Consider the following 19,338-nt stretch of genomic DNA (forward strand, 5'->3'; position numbering starts at 1 on the left):
ATAAACGTTATTATAAGTAATTTAAACGCTAACTACGAGAGTTAACTTCTTCACTTAGTTTAGAAATAAAGTCATCAACAGACATTTTGCCTAAATCTTCACCACTTCGCGTTCGGATGGCGATTTCGCCTGCTTCCATTTCTTTGTCACCAACAACTAACAAATATGGAACACGCTTCAAAGTGTGCTCGCGGATTTTAAAGCCTATCTTCTCATTTCTCAAGTCTAGTTTTACTCTAAATCCACTTTCTTTTAGTTTTTTAACAACTTTTTCACAATATTGACCCTGTTTGTCGGTAATATTCATCACAGTTGCATGAATTGGCGATAACCAGGTCGGAAATTTCCCGGTGAACTCTTCAATCAAAATGCCAATAAAACGCTCAAGTGAACCTAAAATAGCGCGATGAATCATCACAGGGATGTATTTTTCGTTGTCTTCACCAATATAAGTTGCGCCTAAACGCTCTGGCAAAGCAAAATCGAGTTGCACTGTACCACATTGCCAAGCACGACCTAAACAATCCATTAAGGTAAATTCAATCTTAGGACCATAAAATGCTCCTTCACCGGGTAAATATTCAAATTTGATGTTACTGTCGGTTAATGCTTGTGCAAGGCCGGCTTCAGCTTTGTCCCAAATTTCATCACTACCGATGCGATTTTCAGGACGCGTTGATAATTTAACAACAACATCTTCAAAACCAAATGAACCATAGACATCATAAACCATCTCGATACATTTTTTCACTTCGGCTTGAACTTGCGACTCCATACAGAAAATATGAGCATCATCTTGAGTAAAGCCACGAACGCGCATTAAGCCATGTAGTGAACCTGATGGTTCATTACGATGACAACAGCCAAACTCAGCAATACGTAAAGGTAAATCGCGGTACGATTTCAAACCTTGGTTGAATATCTGTACATGACCTGGGCAATTCATTGGTTTTATCGCGTATTCACGCTTTTCAGACTCAGTGGTGAACATACCGTCGGCATATTTGTCCCAGTGACCTGATTTTTCCCAAAGGCTTCTGTCCATCATCATTGGCGCTTTAACTTCGTCGTAATCATATTCGTGTAATTTTTCACGAATAAACTTTTCTAACTCAGTGTAAATTGTCCAACCATCGTTATGCCAAAACACCATACCTGGTGCTTCTTCTTGCCAATGGAATAAATCTAATGTTTTACCAATTTTACGGTGATCGCGCTTTTCAGCTTCCGCTAAACGAACGATATATGCTTTAAGTTGCTTTTTATCAGCCCATGCTGTGCCATATATACGTTGCAACATTTTGTTGTCTGAATTACCGCGCCAATAAGCACCGGCAACTTTCATTAATTTAAAATGATGACAATGACGCATGCTAGGTACATGAGGACCTCGACACATATCAATGTATTCTTGATGATGATATAAAGCAGGCGTATCTGTTTTCTCGATGTTTTCATCAAGAATTTGTAATTTATAAGTTTCACCACGCTCGGTAAACGCATCGTAAGCGTCTTGCCATGAACCTGTTTTCTTAACAACTTCATAACCGGTACGTGCTAATTCAGTCATATGCTTTTCAAGCTTAACTAAATCGTCTTCAGAAATTGACTCTTCAAGGTCAATATCATAATAAAAGCCATTATCAATCGTTGGACCAATCGCCATTTTAACATTTGGGTATAACTGCTTGATAGCATGCCCTAATAAATGCGCACAAGAATGACGAATGATTTCAAGAGCTTCACTGTCTTTATTGGTGATAAGTTGTAAAGTGGCATCTTGGGTAATTAATTCACAAGCATCAACAAGGTTTCCGTCGATACGACCGGCAATAGTTGCTTTAGCAAGACCAGGCCCTATATCTAAGGCGACATCCATTACCGATACTGCATTGTCAAATGAACGTTGTGAGCCGTCAGGGAGAGTGATAATTGGCATTCTTTAAAACCTTTATAATTCAATCTATTAATAAAAAAATGGTGCAATTTATTGGTATGAAAATACCGTTTACTTGGTATGCGAGAACAAGTATACAAAGATACTTATTGTCATTTACGAATGCACTCTCAAAATTAAGCTCAGGATTATAGCAAATGAAACCAGTATATGCATGTACTATAATGTCTTTAAATGAACTTACGAAAGAAGTACTTAGCCGTTATCACACAAGCATCAGCATTAACATCACCAGAAAACAGAGTCACCCAAATGCCAAACTAAAGCCCAAAACTATCCCAAGCATGAGAAATAGTAACTCATTACCCAGCAACCATTAAAAAATCAGCTCCAAAAAATTGAGCTCTGCAAGATAAGGTATACAAACGTCACTATTATCAAAAAATCATCGTAAAAATTAAGGTAAAGGTTCTTAGCTTTTACTTTTAATTACTTGCGATACTAATAAAAACCTTACCCCCTTGAAAAGCTAATATTGATAGCCTATTTAACCTATACCGATCGCAGATGGGTAGGGAATAATAATGAAAGACAAAATTCAGTTTAATTCATCATCAACCTAGTGATGCGTACCTTGAAGGTTAGTCGAGAACAACAGCAATTAGCCCCCGTAAAACATCAAAAACACTCACAACACTTAAAAACATAACAATTAAAGTAAACATTTCGCCTATAATTTTGACAAAATTATGATATATGCCATATTAAAATTAGATATATCAACAAACTTTTCGGTTATCGCCTTTTAAGGGCCAACAAATTTTTCGAATAATCACGTAGGACTCGTATGATAAAAAGAACATCAACCGAAATAGTATTATTATCAATAAGCGGGTTAACTACATTAATTATATTCCCTTTCGCCGTTATTCGTTGGCATAGTAACGACACAACCATCGCCATTATTGATGCAGTGATATCATTAACATTAGCGATATTTTTTGTCTTTGTTTTCAAAACCCGAAGAGTTGATGTTGCAAAATATTTACTCGCTATTTTTCTAGCGGTTGCTGCCACTGCCAGCATTGTAGTAAAAGGACAAACGCAGATCTATTGGTTATACCCTGTCTTCATTGGTATTTATTATTTGATCCCACCCAAAGTGGCAACCGGACTCTGCCTAATAATAATTACTACCGTATTATTTGTAACGCCAATCCAATCCGATATAATCAACACCCTAACAATAATATTCACCACCACGCTAACATCTGTCCTGGCATTTATCATTTTTCGTTCACACGAGAAAAAATTAGTAGACTCTGAAAAATTAGCCACGATTGACCCGTTAACATCGACCGGTAACAGACGGGCTCTAGACTTTAAATTATCAGAGCTGGTCGCAAGCCAGCACAGAGGAGCTTATCCGATGTGCTTGATACTGATTGATTTAGATGACTTTAAGCATATTAATGATGATTACGGTCACTCTATTGGTGACAAAATTCTTGTCACTACTTGTAATTTAATAAGAGATCACACCCGTATACTAGATTCATTATATAGGTACGGTGGAGATGAGTTTATAATCATGCCATTAAACATGGATTTAAATTCAGCAAAACGCCTTGCAGAGAATATACGCAGCATTATAGAACGATATAAATTTATATCAGATATCAAATTAACATTATCAATAGGCGTTGCTGAACATAAACCTGATGATACCCCCGAAGGATGGATAAGGCGCGCGGACACCCTTTTATATAAAGCAAAAAATAACGGAAGGAATAAAGTTTTTTAATCGCTGCGGGAATTAGTGCTTGCAAATAAAGGGAGATTTCACCCTTTATTTGCAATATAAAACAGACTTATCTTTTAGCCATCATTGCCAGCGCCATCGCTTCTGCGACTTTAATGCCATCAATACCCGCAGATAATATACCACCGGCATAACCCGCACCTTCACCAGCAGGATATAGACCTTCGACATTAATACTTTGCAGTGTTTCTCTATCACGGGTAATTTGAATGGTTGATGAAGTTCTTGTTTCAACAGCTGTTAATGTCGCATCATTCATTGAAAAGCCTTTAATCTTACGTTCAAAGGCAGGTAAAGCCTCACGAATAGCGGCAATGGCATAATCAGGTAAGGTTTCACTTAAGTCGCAATATTTAACCCCTGGCTTGTAGGAAGGGCTAACTTCGCCATGCTCACCGCTTTTACGGCCAGCAAGAAAGTCACCGACCAACTGCACTGGCGCATCGTAATTTTCTCCGCCAAGTTTAAAGGCTGTTTCTTCTAAACGGCGTTGAAATTCAATACCGGATAATACATCTGAAGGATCATCTTTATTGGCAAAATCGCTAGGCTCAATGCCAACAACAATTGCACTATTGGCATTACGCTCGTGGCGCGAATATTGGCTCATACCATTGGTTACTAGTCGCCCTTCTTCTGATGCTGCGGCAACCACAGTTCCGCCAGGACACATACAAAAGCTATAGACACTGCGACCATTATTACAATGATGTACTAATTTATAATCCGCTGCGCCTAATATTTCGTTACCGGCATTGTTACCAAAGCGTGCATCATCAATAACTGATTGTTCATGCTCGATGCGAAAGCCCACTGAAAAAGGCTTAGCCTTTACCGAGACTTTATTCTTAACAAGCATCTCAAAGGTATCACGTGCACTATGACCTACCGCTAAAGCAACATAATTGGTATCAATACGTTCGCCACTGGCCAGTGTTAAGCCGTTAATACGTTTGTGTCCATCAGCACCTTGCTCTTCTTCAAAATGAAATTCGTCAACGCGTTGCTCAAAACGAACTTCACCGCCGAGAGCTATAATCTTAGCGCGCATTTGCTCAATCATAGTAACGAGTTTAAAGGTACCGATATGCGGTTTACTGACAAATAAAATTTCTTCAGGCGCACCTGCGTCAACAAATTCATGCAGCACTTTACGACTATAATGTTTCTTGTCTTTCACTTGGCTATAAAGTTTTCCATCAGAAAAAGTACCTGCACCACCCTCACCAAATTGCACATTAGATTCAGTATTGAGTATTTTTTTGCGCCAAAAGCCAAAGGTATCTTTGGTGCGTTGACGTACTTCTTTACCGCGCTCTAAAATAATTGGCTTAAATCCCATTTGAGCAAGAACTAATCCGATAAATAAGCCACATGGACCAAAGCCAATAACAACCGGTCGTTGTGATAAGACTTCTGGTGCATGAGCTACAAAATTGTAGCTCATGTCAGGGCTTACTTTTACTTGGCTGTCTTTAGCAAACCTTTCAAGTAATTCATCATTAAGGCGAGTGTTTACATCAAGCGTATAAATCAACACTATTTTTGCTTTTTTACGTGCGTCATATCCGCGTTTATGAACCGTAAAATCAATGAGCTGGTCGTCAGAAATTGATAATGTATCAAGAATAGCCAGTTTTATATCAGCTTCTTCGTGATCAAGCGGCAGTTGGATATTTGTTAAACGCAACATAGTGAGCGGTTCCAAAAAGAGAAAAGGGAAATTTCCGGCATTTTACCTGAACATACTCTTCAGTTAAATCAACAATTGAAATTATTGCTAAGCTAGGTATGATCAGCTCGAAAATATTTCATCTCATCAAAAGAGTACGTTATGGCATTTGTAGTTACCGACAATTGTATAAAATGTAAATACACCGACTGTGTAGCGGTATGCCCAGTGGATGCGTTTTACGAAGGACCTAATTTTTTAGTCATCAGTCCTGAAGACTGTATTGATTGTGACTTGTGTCCGGTTGAATGCCCCGTAGGCGCGATATATCAAGAAGATGACGTTCCTGAAGATCAAAAAGAATTTATCGAACTTAATGCTGAGTTAGCTAAAGTATGGCCAAGGATCACTGAAGTAAAACCAGCCCCTAGCGACGCAGAAGAATGGGATGGCGTACCAAATAAAATAGCGCACTTAATTATTGAAAATTAAAATCAGCTCAGCAAAATAAACACATTGCTCAATTATTAACTATACTGCTATCAAAAGGGTCAATGAATAATTGGTGCATTATGTGGCAATCTATTGAGCAAGCAATAAAAACTGAAACGGGTGAGCGATTCACTATTGAAAAGAAACGCCTTATTTCAACCAGTGAAAGTAATTTAGCTTACCAACTAAGCGACCAAAAACATAATTACTTTATTAAAATTAAAGATAAAAATCACTTCAACCATTTTGAATCAGAAGCTTACGCCCTAAATCAAATACGTGCTCTAAAACAAATCACCTGCCCCGAAGTCATAGCATTAGGAAGCACCCTTGATAAAAGCTTTATTGTGCTTGATTACATTCCATTTTCACACGCTAGCGAAAAACATTGGTATAATTTAGGTGCACAACTCGCCTTGATGCATAAGGGTTCTTCACATGGACAATTTGGTTGGCAACACGACAATTATATTGGCGACACTTTACAGCCGAACAACTGGCGCAGTAATTGGAAAACCTTCTTCGCAGAGCAACGAGTTGCTTGGCAATTACAATTACTGAGCGAAAAATCAATAACACTCGGTAACATTGACCATATTACTAATATTTGCCACGACGCATTAAATCATCACGAGGTTAAACCTTGTCTAGTTCATGGTGACTTATGGATGGGTAACTTAGGTTTCACAGACTCTTCATCGGTCATTTATGATCCCGCTTGCTATTATGGTGACCGAGAAGTCGATATTGCAATGACCGAACTCTTTGGCCAACTACCTTATGATTTTTATCAAGGCTATCAGGATGTTTTCCCCCTTGATGAAGGTTATGAGCAACGTAAGCTTATTTATAATTTTTATCACATTCTTAACCATGCAAATTTGTTTGGTGGTATCTATATTGATCAATCGAGAGCTTTGTTATCTCGAATTTTATCATTGCATTAATTTTAAAGTAAAATTGATTGTGGACAATAAGTTGAATAGTTTAGCCAACTTTATTGTTCATTTAGTTAGCGATTTTTATAAATATGAACATACTTACTCATCAGTAACCAAAGAATCTAGGAGGCAAAATGTCCCAGGAATCAAGCTTACAAGCGACAAAAGATAAACGTATTAGCTGCCCCCACTGTGGCCATCACTTACATTTAACTTTAGATACGTCAGCTGGCGATCAAGATTATTACGAAGAATGCCCTTCTTGTTGTCGAGATATTCATTTAAATATGCATATTGATGAATACCGCCAAAAAATTCAATTAGCGATTGATAGCGATGACGAACAAGTTTTTTAGAAATAATTACTCAAATTTTCGCTATCCCATTCTTTTTTATAAAGGGTAAATTCAATAGAGAAACATTGCACAACTGCTTTAAACCTATATCATTCTTACCTTGATCATTTTTCCTCTTAAAATGATGGTTTTATAAGTACTTTTCCCTAATGAATATGACTGATTTTAGAAAAAACACCAGAAGCCTAATGAAATTGGCTTATCCTATTTTGATCGCTCAACTTGTGCAAACCCTAATGGGGTTTGCAGACACGGTGATGGCTGGTCGAGTAAGTGCTACCGATATGGCTGCAGTAGCCGTTGCCAGTAGTGTTTGGCTGCCCTTAATATTAACTATCTATGGTTTAGTCATGGCACTTGCTGCCATAGTATCGCAACTTGCTGGAGCAAAAAAATTCCATTACGTTGCCAAAGCGACCTATCAAACCGCATGGATAGCATTAACCTTAGGTTTGTTGTTGATCGTTTTATATTATGCGATCACCCCCTTAGTCATTGAGCAAATCCCGCTAGAGAGCCATTTAAAACAATTACTTTTTGATTACTTAGGCTATATCGTTTGGGGTGGTCCAGGTTTTTGTTTATATCTTGTCTTAAGAAACTACTCTGAAGGTTTATCGCATACCAAACCAACAATGATCATCAGTATCATTGGCTTGTTAATTAATATTCCGGCTAATTATATTTTTATCTACGGCGAGTTTGGCATGCCCGCACTAGGTGGTGCTGGTTGTGGTATCGCTACAGCCATTGTTTATTGGGTTATGTTTGTCTCGATGTTTATTTATTGTTATGTATCAAAAAAATTAAAACATGCCTCATTATTCGAACGTTTTTACTGGCCAAACTGGCTAGAAATCAAAGAAATACTGACGATCGGTTTTCCTATCGCAATGTCATTACTGTTTGAGGTGAGCTTATTTGCCGCAGTCGCAATTATTCTCGTGCCCTTTGGCGCAGAGGTGGTGGCTAGTCATCAAATAGCCATCAACTTCTCTGGCTTAGTTTTTATGGTGCCATTAAGTTTAGCCATGGCCGTGACTATACAAGTAGGTTATGCCGTTGGTAACAATGATTTAGCTAAAGCGAAAGAAATATGCAATTATTCACTGATATTGTCACTTGTTATTGCTGTTGGTACCGCACTATTAACGATTGCCTTACGCTACCCCATCGCAGAGATTTATACCCTAGATAGAAAAGTGATTGAGTTAGCCGCTAGCTTAATGTTTTTAGCCTCTTTATTTCAGTTTTCCGATGCAATACAAGTTATTTCTGCTGGCGCATTGCGAGGCTATAAAGATACACAGTCAATTTTATACATTACTTTCTTTTCATATTGGGTCATCGGCTTAAGTTTAGGGCTTATTTTAGGGTTAACCAACTGGATAATTGACCCAATTGGTCCTTATGGTTTTTGGATAGGTATTATTTTTGGTTTAACTACTGCAGCAATATTATTAGCTTGGCGACTCAGTATCATTCAAAAAAGAGTCGAACTGGCGCATTAATAAGCAAACAGTTAATTATTTAAAATGAAATGCATAAAACTACTTGCAACTCAGATTTCATATCGATAATATGACGCTCGTTGGTTAAAGCAACTAACAATTGCTCGCTTAGCTCAGTTGGTTAGAGTACTTGCATGACATGCAAGGTGTCACTGGTTCGAGTCCAGTAGCGAGCACCAAATTAGGGTTCATTAAGAACCATTAAAGACCCGCAAGACCATAGTTAATATGGGCTTGCGGGTTTTTTATTGCCTGTAACGTCCATTTTGGTCTAGTGACATCCAGTAAAAAAAGCGGTATCGTAAGCGGTACTGGTTTCAATTACATAATCTGGTACCGCTTTATGGCTAAAGTAACACCTCTCTCTAGTACTGCTGTTAAACAAGCTTTATCCAATTCTAAAGTAAAAGAATCTCATGCTAATGGGAAAGTTCATAAATTACGTGATGGTGATGGATTACATCTAAGAATTAGACCCAATGGCTCAATGTCGTGGGTATTAGACTATGTACAACCTTTTGCAAAAAAAAGAATAAGTATCAGTTTTGGTACTTACCCCGAGGTATCTTTAGCCCAAGCAAGAAAAAAACGTACCGAGGCTAAAGAGCTAATAGCGCAAGATATAGACCCCAAAGAACATCGAGATGATAAACATCGTGAACAAACACTTGCTGCCAAGCATACGTTAAAAAGCGTGGCTACTGATTGGTTTGAAATTAAGAAAACTACCATTGCAGAAAATACAGCAACAAGTTTATGGCGTAAGTTTGAAAACCACGTATTTCCTAAATTAGGCCATCGCCCTATCGATAAGATTTTAGCGCCTGAAGCCATTGAAGCATTAAAGCCCTTAGCTGCTAAAGGTAATTTAGAAACTACAGGGAAAATCATTGGTCATTTAAACAATGTAATGAATCATGCGGTTAATACTGGGATATTACACCATAACCCATTATCTGGTATTCGCAGTGCCTTTCAAACTCCTAAAGCTACCAATATGGCAACCATTAGACCACATGAACTTGGTAAGCTAATGAGTGATATAAGTTACGCCAGCATTAAGTTAGTCACACGTTGTCTGTTGGAATGGCAATTACATACTATGACCCGACCAAGTGAAAGTGCAAAAGCACAGTGGTCAGAAATAGACTTTGAAAATAAGCTTTGGACTATACCTGCCGAACGAATGAAAATGAGACTAGAACACAAAGTCCCATTAACCCCACAAACTATTGAAATTCTAGCCCGATTGAAACCCATTAGTGGTGATAGAGAACACTTGTTCACTTCTTACATGAATCATAATACACACTGTAATGTTGAATCTGCAAATAAAGCCTTAAGCCGTATGGGCTATAAGAATAAATTAGTGGCTCATGGTCTACGTGCTCTAGCTAGCACAACACTAAATGAACAAGGGTTTGATCCTGATGTTATTGAAGCTGCTCTTTCACATGTAGATAAGAATGAAGTTAGAAGAGCATATAACCGTGCTGAGTACCTTGAACGCAGGCGTGTGTTAATGTGTTGGTGGTCTGAACATATTGCCAATTCCTTAAATGGAAATATAGACTTTTCAGCAAGAATTAATCATTTAAAAGTAATAGGCGGTTCATCATGAGCATGTTTAAACCTACTGAATTTGACTTTCATAATAATAAATTTTTCATACCTCTAGATAATTTTGTCGTATCAAAGATAAAATCTTTTGGTCAGGAAGTTGAAGTTGGAATTGCAATCCCATTAGAAAATATTCGTATTTCATCTAAAGGGTTTGAATTAAGTAATCTAATTTTTGAAATACATTTTTATCCTCATTGTTGGAATGAATTTTTAAATACACTGTTTAAAAAAAGTTACTTGTTCACTGGTCGTGAAGGAATTGAATGCGTCGATATAACGGATAAATATGAATCATGGTTATTATCTGAAAATTCTAAAATAGCGGTTCAAAAGCTAAAAAATTCAGAGATATCTATAGCAAAATTATTTGAATCATATCCAAAATTACTTGCTGTATCACCTCTTAGAGAGTACTTGTCTGATCCTAAAAACCACCAAAACACAAAGAAAGGCCCGCCTCTCAAATATTCAGAAAACGAATATCAATTATACTGTTATTCATGTCATTATTATGTACAGGAAGGGATAACTTATTTAGACGCATGCGCTAAAACAATAGAAAACCACCCAGATTTAGTTCCTTCGACATGGAAGAAAGGTCCCCCTGAAGATACTCTTAGAACAGCAGTAACTAAAAAATATGATAAACACCCTGAGTACTCTCAATACTCTTACAGAAAAGAACGAAAAAAAACTTAAGCCATTGTAAATAAAGTATTTTACTTCCATATGAGACACTAATAGCTTTATTGTGTCTCTGCTGTATCTCTTGAATTGATTAATCATAGAGTCTCCAAACAACAAAGAGACCTTATAAGATGACACTATCCCTTAACACTCCTTTAATATTAGTACGAAAAAAAGAAACCTTAACTCAATATGGATTAGGACGTTCTACATTTCACGCACGAATTAACGAAGGACTTATCACCCCAGCAGTATCCCTAGGGGATCGCGCCGTTGCATGGCCTGCTCATGAAACACAACAAGTCATAGCTGCGATGGTAGCAGGCAAAACTAAAGATGAAATTAAAGCTTTAGTTATCGCACTGGTTGATGAGCGCCAAAACCTGTTGGAGAAATTATAATGAAAATAGAATTTATAGGTAACTGTAGGCAGCAGCTTGTTCCATTAAGTGACAAGTTTATAGTTTGGTTTGATAGCCACCCTATGAGGAGCGCATACATAGCAAGAACCACAGGAGGTGATATGAACTTCTCCAAAGGACACCCTTTTATCTTAGCTACGAGAGGCGGGATGGTTGGAATAGATTTTGAATCCTCAGACAAAAGAAAAATTGCATTCCTGTTTACTGAAAGCCCAGAAAAAGAAAGTCTAGCTTTGTACGTAAGCCAATCTCCCACCAACATAATAAAAGTTGGCAGTTTAAGTAATAAATAAAGGCTTACAAATGGAATATAATTTAAAACAGGCGAAAGAGTGTTTGAGTCTATTGACGGGAGAGGAAGACCCTTCCGTTACATTGCAAATATTTTATGATGTAGATAGCTCAAAACCAGAGTTAGCCAAAACATTTAAGTTAACATTGGCTGATGCATTGCCATTAATCGAATTGTCACAAAAGCGTCATTGTGGAATTTTCGTGGCATTAAATGAATTTGAAGGTAATACCCGAAGTAATGAATTGGTCACGGGATTTCGTGGTTTGTTCGCTGACTGCGATGGTATAGATGAGCCTGAGTGGACTTTAACGCCGCATTTTACTCAACAACGCGACAGCACGCATAGTCATGCGATATGGCTTGTTAGTAACATTAAGTCAGGTGATGAATTTCGCATGTTGCAAAGGCGCATTGCAATCTACTACGGGACTGATTTATCAGTTTGTGACCCTGCGCGCGTGTTTCGTCTGGCGGGCTTTAATCATTACAAAGACCCGCTAAAGCCAGCTCAGTACAGTATTAGCAATGACAATACTGATGGTGACTATAAGCATACGGTTGAGGATGTAATTAAAGCGCACCCGTTATCAGCTCGTCAGGATGCAGAGTTAAATGCTTGGATGGAAAGGCGTAGAGTCAAGGTGGTCGGGACTGGTTATGAAAACAATGAAATATATAATGCCCTATTTAAGAATACGCTAATTAACACTGCACCCATCGCCATAAGTGGCTCAGGGTCAAGTACTGTCATTAAAGTTGCTTCATATGGGCATGATTACGGTATCCCTTTAGAGGCGTGTCAGGAGTTGATGTGGAATCATTACAACCAACGCTGCCTTCCTCCGTGGACTGAGCCAGAGCGAAATCAGTTTGTTGGTATTATTGGGAATGCTTATAAATACGCTAAATCTGCAGCAGGCTGCAAAACCTCTGTAGGTGCTTTTTCTGGTCGCCCTGTTCCTGAGCCTATAGGTGGTTGGGAGGCAAATAATGCACTTAGACCAAAGGCGATGACTATTAAGACGGTAGCGGCTTCACAAGAGGTTGCTGCATCAATAACTGAAAATAATGAAAGAGCAGCCTCTTTAGTTGCCTCTATAAATTACTTAATAAAAAAGGAACTAGGAGTAGAGATAGAAATAGAGTATTCAGTTGTAAGCTTAATGCTATCATCCTGTTTTTTTAGCTCACAAAAAAGTAGTTATTTTCTCTTGTCTGAAAATGACGACCTGCTTGAAGCTAAAAATAATGACTGCTGGGTTTTTTTAGTAAAGACCTTTGGTGCACCTTTTTGTGCTGAAAGCTTTTATGACTTAATCGAGGGTGATTGCAATAAAAAAAGCTTAACAAAGGTTGAGGCTAATAAAAGAATAAGCAGTTTACTGAAAATCCCCTCGGAAAAAATTAAAGAGCACTTGCGTTATTATAACCAGAGAAACAATATCAATATGAATGTCGATATGTTCGCAGGTAAAGGAAGGGTTGAAATTCATGACGAGCATGCACAAGTATTTTTTAGACACATTCCTTTGCAGGAAGGAAAATACGACTCAAAAATCATTGATGATTACATTAATCATTTTAAACAATTTGATGAATTGATTTCTTGGTTTGTGGATTGCCGTTTTGCAAGTGACAGGAAGCTTGGTTATTTATGGCTCCACGCTGATTCTGATTTTGGAAAAGGCTTTTTAATTTCAATACTGTCTGATTTTAAGTTATGCGTAGACCTGTCTGTAAAGGAAATTGAAAAAATGTTCGAAGGAGCCCCTGTGGGTCGCTCTGAAAAGGACTTTAAAAGGGCTATTGTTGTTTCGATTGATGAATTCAAATCTGTAAAATCAGAATTAAAACAGCTTCAAAACCATGTAACAATAAGCCCTAAAAACCAGCTATCTGTTGAGGTTTCATTATATGCAAAATTGTTCACCAGCGCTGAGCATGTTAGTTCATTGGTTGGGGAAGCAGGGGTAGAGGACCAATTTGCCAATAGGTTTAGTTATTTTCGCTGCAAGGGTTCCCTTAATCATAGAGGGTTATTTAAAGGGGTTGGCAAAGCAATATACTTCAATAGCGTTAAGAATTATTTTGCAGAAAAGTTTAATTATTTAGTCCGCGAATACATATCTTTAGGAGAGGCGGCAAGTGAAACCATTGCAGATAATAGGTTAATAGAATTCCATAAGAAACACGGTATAAGAAATGAATTCAATGTTTTATCTGAATCATTGCCAGAGATAGCTAATGAAATAACGCAGCACTGCATTAAATACAATCACTCATCAATCGTTAGAAATAATGAGGAGGTGTATTTAACTAGTCCAGTTAAAATTATTGAGCAATACATAGATAATAACTATGACCATTCAAATAAAACAATGATGCTTATAAAGAAAACTGAGATACGAGATTTAATGTGTATTGATAATAAAGGGTATATCACGCGCCTAGTTAACTCATATGAGCGCATTAAAGCCATCAGAATTAAATGATGAACCAAGTGTAACTTTGTAACCTTCGGCTGGGTATACAATACATATATATATATTCTATAATGTTATTTTATGCTTAATATATAAGTATTGAAGTTACAAAGTTACAGCTGGCTTAAATAATATAAATAACAACAACTTAAACTGTAACTTACAGCATATAAAACAAGTTGAAATTATTATTAAAAGTTACATCTAATTATATGTGCTTATGCAGCCCTCTATAGTAGGTTCTTCCCCCTCTATCACACTATATGCAGGTACGCAGAATCGCGGAGCGTATAGACTCAGAAAAAATAAAAAAACCACATATAACCTCAACCGTTTTACTGGTTGTGTGATATGGCTTTGATGAGTAATTAATATTTAGCTAATTATATGACTTTTTCGGTTAGGCTTAATGGTTTGGGCAATCGAATATTAAGCTCTTTCTCAATAACTGATATTTCATCAATTCCTGTAAATGTACTTAGATGGATGGATACGATGAATTAAAGGTTATCCATAGAAATCACTCAGAACAGCCATTTTTTATAGAATTGCCTACCCTTATTGCAAGGGGCACTGGATAAAAAGAAGCATTGTCGATACTCAAATGCTTGCTCATTGTCTGAAAAGTGAAATCGAAGGTAAAAAAGATATTGAATATTACTATACTCAATATGATAAAAATGAAGTAGACAGAATAGTTAACAAAGCATTGGTTAGGTATATGTCATGGAATATGGCTGCCTATGAAGTGAAGAAGCATACAAAATGAATTACCTCGCGCCAAGGCTTTTCGCTTTGGCTCAAATTTGCTACGCAAAGAGAGGTATCTTATTTAGTTAAGAACACAGCCCTTTACGCCACAAGTGGCGAGGAATTAAACCCGCAGAGATTAAATGAAAATATAATTGTAATTAATGCTTACTTTAGTATATTGGTTTCAATTAAATGGTTGATTTAAGGATTAATATGACCGTTACATGCCCAAAGTGTGAATATCAAAGAACAACTGAAGATGATGACATATTTCCAGACTGGCAATGCCCTAAGTGTGAAATAGCCTATAACAAGTTCAAGAGTCTTGAACAAGGGATTGGTGAAGCTATTAACACAAAAAACAAAGCCCAACCTAAATCCCCCTCTCGTTCTAATAAGGCCTTTAAGCAGAATAAAAATTTATTGCCAACCATCCCTAAAGGCCGAAAGAAGTTCATAGAAGAGTCTTTATCGAAAGATGAAAATATTGAGCACCTCTTTGAATTCAATTGGGTTGTGAAGGTACCTATGTATATATCTATTTTTCTTAGTTTTATATTTTTATGCATCACATTACTTGCTGTTGTGCTCATCGGACGCTCACAAGATATATTAATGTGGGGTTTTTTCTGTACCTTCTTTATCGGAGTTGCTACTTACGAATACTTTCGCTTAAAGTCTTTAGAAATGGGGGCTACAAATAAACGCTTGATAGTTAAAACAGGAATAGTCAGTCGTCATACCGAGGAGATGAGAATAGCTGCGATTGAAACCATTGAACTTAATCAAGGTGTCGTTGATAGACTTTTAGGTATGGGGACAATTAAAGTTAGCGGCGTTGGAGTAAGTACACTTAAGTTTAGCAAAATTGATGCTCCACTAGAGGTTAAGAAAAAAATAGAAAGCATAAGAGCACAGTTTATATAATTGATTTATCAATTTATTTAGCAAACTCTATAATATTTTAAAAACCAAAGCCCTTGTAAGTCCTATGATGACTTTGGTTCAATGCTACACCATAAAACATAATCAATAAATACCAACAATTAAGCTCATGATGCGAATTTACCACTACAACAATGAACAACCTCAATATTAGGGAGCAAAGAGCTAACAAATGCATACTATCGAACTGTTTGGTGAATGATGACTTCAAACAAAAGCAGTACCAAAAACAGTACTAACAAAAACAAAATTATTATTACATAACAAAAACAACACCTTGAGAAGCATACTCGAGTCCAGTAGCGGCACCAAAAAATAGAAAGAGCTGCCTTAGGGTGGCTCTTTTGCTTTCTGATGCTATATCAAGCTGTTAATCACTAATTACCCGTCATTGCTTCACTGAATATTTCAAAATCAATACGGTAAACATTTAAAAAATCCCCTCAGAGATACTCCAACTTACTACGGACGTCCGTAATTGTAACTACAGACAAATTATTTTTGGGAAAATAGAGTTTATTAAAGTAAGAATTTCCGCTAATACCACATTGCAGGCATTAACTGATAGAAGTCTAAAGTTGATTCGGATTAGTCTTTTTTATCGATAACGACCATTTAAGGGGCAGAATAGAATTGGCTAAAATAAGTGAACGGAGTGAACAAAAAGCCAACTGTTTTTTGTGATCTTCCCCCGATAAAACGGACACATTTTTTTTCACGCTGCCAGGGCTTCATATTCTATTGGTGAACAATAATTTATCCCTGAATGCATCCTCGAAACATTGTAGTATTTGTTAATGTAACTGCCAAGTGTTCCGCGCAGTTCTTTATCACTTTTAAATACATTACCGCGAATAACTTCCGTCTTCATTGAATGGAAAAAAGACTCCATATGGGCATTGTCAGTGCATTTCCCAGCCCGACTTAAGCTATGAATTATCCCATGTCGTTTCAGTACTTTTTGGTAAACGTGTCCGCGATATTCTACGCCTCTATCAGTGTGAAGCATTAAATCACCGGTCGGTTTTCGTTTCTTGACCGCATTTTGTAATGTCCTTTTGGTCACTTCCATTGTTCTACTTTTATCCAAACTCCAGCTAATAATACGCCGTGAATATAAATCCATTATCACCGACAAATAACGCCATACGCCTTTAACTTTTAAATACGTGACATCCGCCACCCATACCTTATCTTTGGTTAATGGTACTTCACCATCAGGCCGTAAGTTTTTACCGGTAGTAAGGAAACGCTTATAAAACGCAGAGCGTGTTGTTACGCGCATCACTCTGGCAACCAAACCAAGTGACGTGGTTTAATGGATTCGACTACCTAGTTAAGGAATAATGTACTTAACTGGAGATAGAAAATGACAAAACGTAAAAAGTATTCAAAAGAATTTAAACTCGACGCTATTGCTTTAGTTGTTGACCAAAATTATTCTCAAGCTGAAGCCGCTAGAAACTTAGGTGTAAATCCCAACATGCTTGGCCGTTGGATAAAAGAAGCTGACAATGATGATGGTCACGCTTTTCGAGGTAACGGTAAACTGACACCAGAACAAGAAGAAATCAGAGGCTTGAAAGCACAAGTAAAGCGCCTAGAAATGGAGCGTGAGATCTTAAAAAAAGCGACGGTCTTCTTTGCCAAAGAAACGAAGTAAAATACTCGTTCATTGCCCAACATAAGAAGATCTGGCCAGTGGCGCTAATGTGTCACGTACTGGGTGTTAAAAGTAATAATTATTACAGTTATCAAAAGCGTCAAGCCAATAGTATTGATGACCCTACTCATCAAGAAATGATTGAGTTAATCAAAGATATCGCTAAATTTAGTGATAATACATATGGCGCTAGACGCATTAAGAAAGTACTCAATACGTTGAGTTTTCCGGTTAGCCGAAGCAAAACAGCTAAATTAATGAGGGAAGCGAATGTTTGGGTTCGCTATAAAAAGAAATACAAAGCAACAACGAACAGCGCTCATAATAAACCCATTTATCAAAATGAATTAGAGCAAAACTTTGCTGTAACAGCACCAGATAAAACATGGGTGGGTGACATCACCTACGTTTGGACATCAGAAGGCTGGTTGTATTTATGCGTCGTGATTGATTTATACTCACGTAAGGTTGTTGGCTGGAGCATGGGTTCTAGGATGAAAGCGCAGCTTGTTTGTGATGCGTTAACGATGGCCATTTGGCAACGACAACCAAAAGCTGGACTGATAGTTCATTCAGATCAAGGTGTACAATATGCGAGTCACCAATATCGTCGATTACTTAAATCACATGGCTATATTGGTAGTATGAGTAAAAAAGGTTGTTGCTGGGATAATGCCGTTGCTGAAAGTTTTTTTGGTAGTTTGAAGCAAGAGCGTGTCCATTGGCGGAACTATGAAACACGCTATGAAGCACAGCAGGATGTACTGAATTATATAAGCATGTGGTACAACAGCCACAGACTTCATTCTTATCTGGGTTACCAAAGTCCAAATGAATTTGAATTATTGAATAGAGAATTTAAAATGGTTGCTTAACTAAGGTGACTGAATTTAGTTGACCAGGTCAAAGCCCACGATACAAGCGTTCGACACGTTTTTTACCGATATTGTATCCTTGCTTTTGTAAGGCCTTAAATATTCGAGGACTCCCATATCGTCCTTTATTTTCTGTAAATATTTTTTGGATTTTATCCTTAAGTTCAACATCTTCTATCGCTCTTGCACTCGGTTGGCGCTTTCGCCAATCGTAGTAACCACTTTTAGACACATTAAAAAACTTCAGTAATCGTTTAACTTTTATGTCGGCTCTGAGTTTTTCGATGAATCTATATCGGCCTGATGTTCCTCGGTAAGAAACCGTTGCCACTTTTTTAGGATATACAACTCCTCCTTGAGTGCTTTATTTTCACGTTCAAGTTTCTGTTCATTGGTAAGTTGTTTTTTAGCTTTGGATTGACCGGCTAGTTTTTTACGCTTGTCTGCCACAATAATTCCTTCACGATATTCTTTTCGCCATCGTGACAGCATAAACGGGTGTATGTCGAGTTTTACTGCGACAGCTTTGATTCTGACGCCGACAACAAAACTCAGTTGAACAGCGTTGACTTTAAAGTCGTTTGAATACTTCCAAGTTCGTCTTGGATTGTTGTACTTTGGCATTGAACACCTCATCTTTAGTTAGATTTTGGTGTCCGTTAAAGCGGGGGAAGATCAGTGTCCGTCTTGAGCATCTTATAGTTGCTCCGTTCCATTAATTAATCAGTTTACCTAACTCATTAATAGGTGGAATATACTTCTGTTGCTTACGAATATTTGAATGAAAACACTCGATGCTTTTAACAAGACTTTCGGCGCAACAGAAGTTACTTGTTTCACTACGCATACTCAGGGGTTGCCGTCTATATCGACTATCTATAAGACCTGCGAGAAACAATAC

At 37.4% G+C, this 19,338-nt stretch carries 15 protein-coding genes, 1 tRNA gene and 2 pseudogenes; 13 read left to right on the forward strand and 5 right to left on the reverse strand.

Annotated elements, in window-relative coordinates; all coding sequences use genetic code 11:
• Nucleotides 1-28: 28 nt before the first annotated feature.
• Nucleotides 29-1,939: a threonine--tRNA ligase gene (gene thrS / locus ESZ26_RS12965; protein ID WP_146799898.1), complete on the reverse strand. Its 1,911-nt coding sequence runs from the start codon at nt 1,937-1,939 to the stop codon at nt 29-31.
• An 805-nt stretch (nt 1,940-2,744) separates the two neighbouring features.
• On the opposite strand from thrS, the gene ESZ26_RS12970 reads away from it, so the two are divergent.
• On the forward strand, nt 2,745-3,701 hold the full coding sequence (locus ESZ26_RS12970; RefSeq protein WP_146799899.1) for a GGDEF domain-containing protein: 957 nt from the start codon (nt 2,745-2,747) through the stop codon (nt 3,699-3,701).
• 67 nt (nt 3,702-3,768) lie between these two features.
• Here the strand turns inward: ESZ26_RS12970 and ESZ26_RS12975 are convergent, their stop codons facing one another.
• On the reverse strand, nt 3,769-5,412 hold the full coding sequence (locus tag ESZ26_RS12975) for an NAD(P)/FAD-dependent oxidoreductase (RefSeq protein WP_146799900.1): 1,644 nt from the start codon (nt 5,410-5,412) through the stop codon (nt 3,769-3,771).
• Nucleotides 5,413-5,553: 141 nt separating this feature from the next.
• On the opposite strand from ESZ26_RS12975, the gene fdxA reads away from it, so the two are divergent.
• From fdxA to ESZ26_RS13030, 11 genes are all read left to right on the forward strand, one after another.
• The gene (gene fdxA / locus ESZ26_RS12980; RefSeq protein WP_146799901.1) at nt 5,554-5,883 is read left to right on the forward strand and encodes a ferredoxin FdxA; all 330 of its coding nucleotides are present in this window, start codon (nt 5,554-5,556) and stop codon (nt 5,881-5,883) included.
• Nucleotides 5,884-5,945: 62 nt separating this feature from the next.
• Nucleotides 5,946-6,830 (forward strand): fructosamine kinase family protein, encoded by an 885-nt coding sequence (locus tag ESZ26_RS12985; RefSeq protein ID WP_223271629.1) that lies wholly within the window; start codon nt 5,946-5,948, stop codon nt 6,828-6,830.
• 128 nt (nt 6,831-6,958) lie between these two features.
• Nucleotides 6,959-7,180, forward strand: a complete 222-nt coding sequence (locus ESZ26_RS12990) for a CPXCG motif-containing cysteine-rich protein (RefSeq protein WP_146799902.1) — start codon at nt 6,959-6,961, stop codon at nt 7,178-7,180.
• A 149-nt stretch (nt 7,181-7,329) separates the two neighbouring features.
• Nucleotides 7,330-8,691, forward strand: a complete 1,362-nt coding sequence (locus ESZ26_RS12995) for an MATE family efflux transporter (RefSeq protein WP_146799903.1) — start codon at nt 7,330-7,332, stop codon at nt 8,689-8,691.
• Between the two features lie 102 nt (nt 8,692-8,793).
• A tRNA-Val gene (locus ESZ26_RS13000) sits at nt 8,794-8,870 on the forward strand.
• 164 nt (nt 8,871-9,034) lie between these two features.
• Nucleotides 9,035-10,312, forward strand: coding sequence for a tyrosine-type recombinase/integrase (locus tag ESZ26_RS13005; RefSeq protein WP_146799904.1), 1,278 nt, complete (start codon nt 9,035-9,037; stop codon nt 10,310-10,312).
• Entirely contained in the window at nt 10,309-11,013 is a 705-nt protein-coding gene (locus tag ESZ26_RS13010; protein ID WP_146799905.1) for a hypothetical protein, read from the forward strand. Before ESZ26_RS13005 ends, ESZ26_RS13010 begins: the two co-directional genes overlap by 4 nt.
• 119 nt (nt 11,014-11,132) lie before the next feature.
• The gene (locus ESZ26_RS13015; protein WP_146799906.1) at nt 11,133-11,402 is read left to right on the forward strand and encodes a helix-turn-helix transcriptional regulator; all 270 of its coding nucleotides are present in this window, start codon (nt 11,133-11,135) and stop codon (nt 11,400-11,402) included.
• Nucleotides 11,402-11,716, forward strand: coding sequence for a hypothetical protein (locus ESZ26_RS13020; protein ID WP_146799907.1), 315 nt, complete (start codon nt 11,402-11,404; stop codon nt 11,714-11,716). Before ESZ26_RS13015 ends, ESZ26_RS13020 begins: the two co-directional genes overlap by 1 nt.
• Nucleotides 11,717-11,726: 10 nt before the next feature.
• Nucleotides 11,727-14,210: a hypothetical protein gene (locus ESZ26_RS13025; RefSeq protein WP_146799908.1), complete on the forward strand. Its 2,484-nt coding sequence runs from the start codon at nt 11,727-11,729 to the stop codon at nt 14,208-14,210.
• A 957-nt stretch (nt 14,211-15,167) separates the two neighbouring features.
• Nucleotides 15,168-15,881: a PH domain-containing protein gene (locus ESZ26_RS13030; RefSeq protein WP_170246377.1), complete on the forward strand. Its 714-nt coding sequence runs from the start codon at nt 15,168-15,170 to the stop codon at nt 15,879-15,881.
• Nucleotides 15,882-16,614: 733 nt separating this feature from the next.
• Here ESZ26_RS13030 and ESZ26_RS13035 read toward each other — a convergent pair.
• Nucleotides 16,615-17,208: pseudogene (locus tag ESZ26_RS13035) on the reverse strand (IS3 family transposase); the annotation flags it as partial.
• Nucleotides 17,209-17,268: 60 nt separating this feature from the next.
• On the opposite strand from ESZ26_RS13035, the gene ESZ26_RS13040 reads away from it, so the two are divergent.
• Nucleotides 17,269-18,437 (forward strand): IS3 family transposase gene (locus ESZ26_RS13040; protein ID WP_146799910.1). Its coding sequence is split into 2 segments (ribosomal slippage): nt 17,269-17,518 and nt 17,518-18,437, totalling 1,170 coding nucleotides; the frame shifts between segments, so codons are not numbered across the junction.
• A gap of 31 nt (nt 18,438-18,468) precedes the next feature.
• Here ESZ26_RS13040 and ESZ26_RS13045 read toward each other — a convergent pair.
• Both ESZ26_RS13045 and ESZ26_RS19345 read right to left on the reverse strand, forming a co-directional pair.
• Nucleotides 18,469-19,061: pseudogene (locus ESZ26_RS13045) on the reverse strand (transposase); the annotation flags it as partial.
• Nucleotides 19,062-19,152: 91 nt separating this feature from the next.
• On the reverse strand, nt 19,153-19,338 hold a 186-nt coding region (locus tag ESZ26_RS19345; RefSeq protein ID WP_211361229.1), incomplete at its 5' end, for a hypothetical protein.

The sequence above is a fragment of the Colwellia hornerae genome, from assembly GCF_007954355.1.
In the GTDB taxonomy this organism is placed as follows: Bacteria; Pseudomonadota; Gammaproteobacteria; order Enterobacterales; family Alteromonadaceae; genus Colwellia_A; species Colwellia_A hornerae.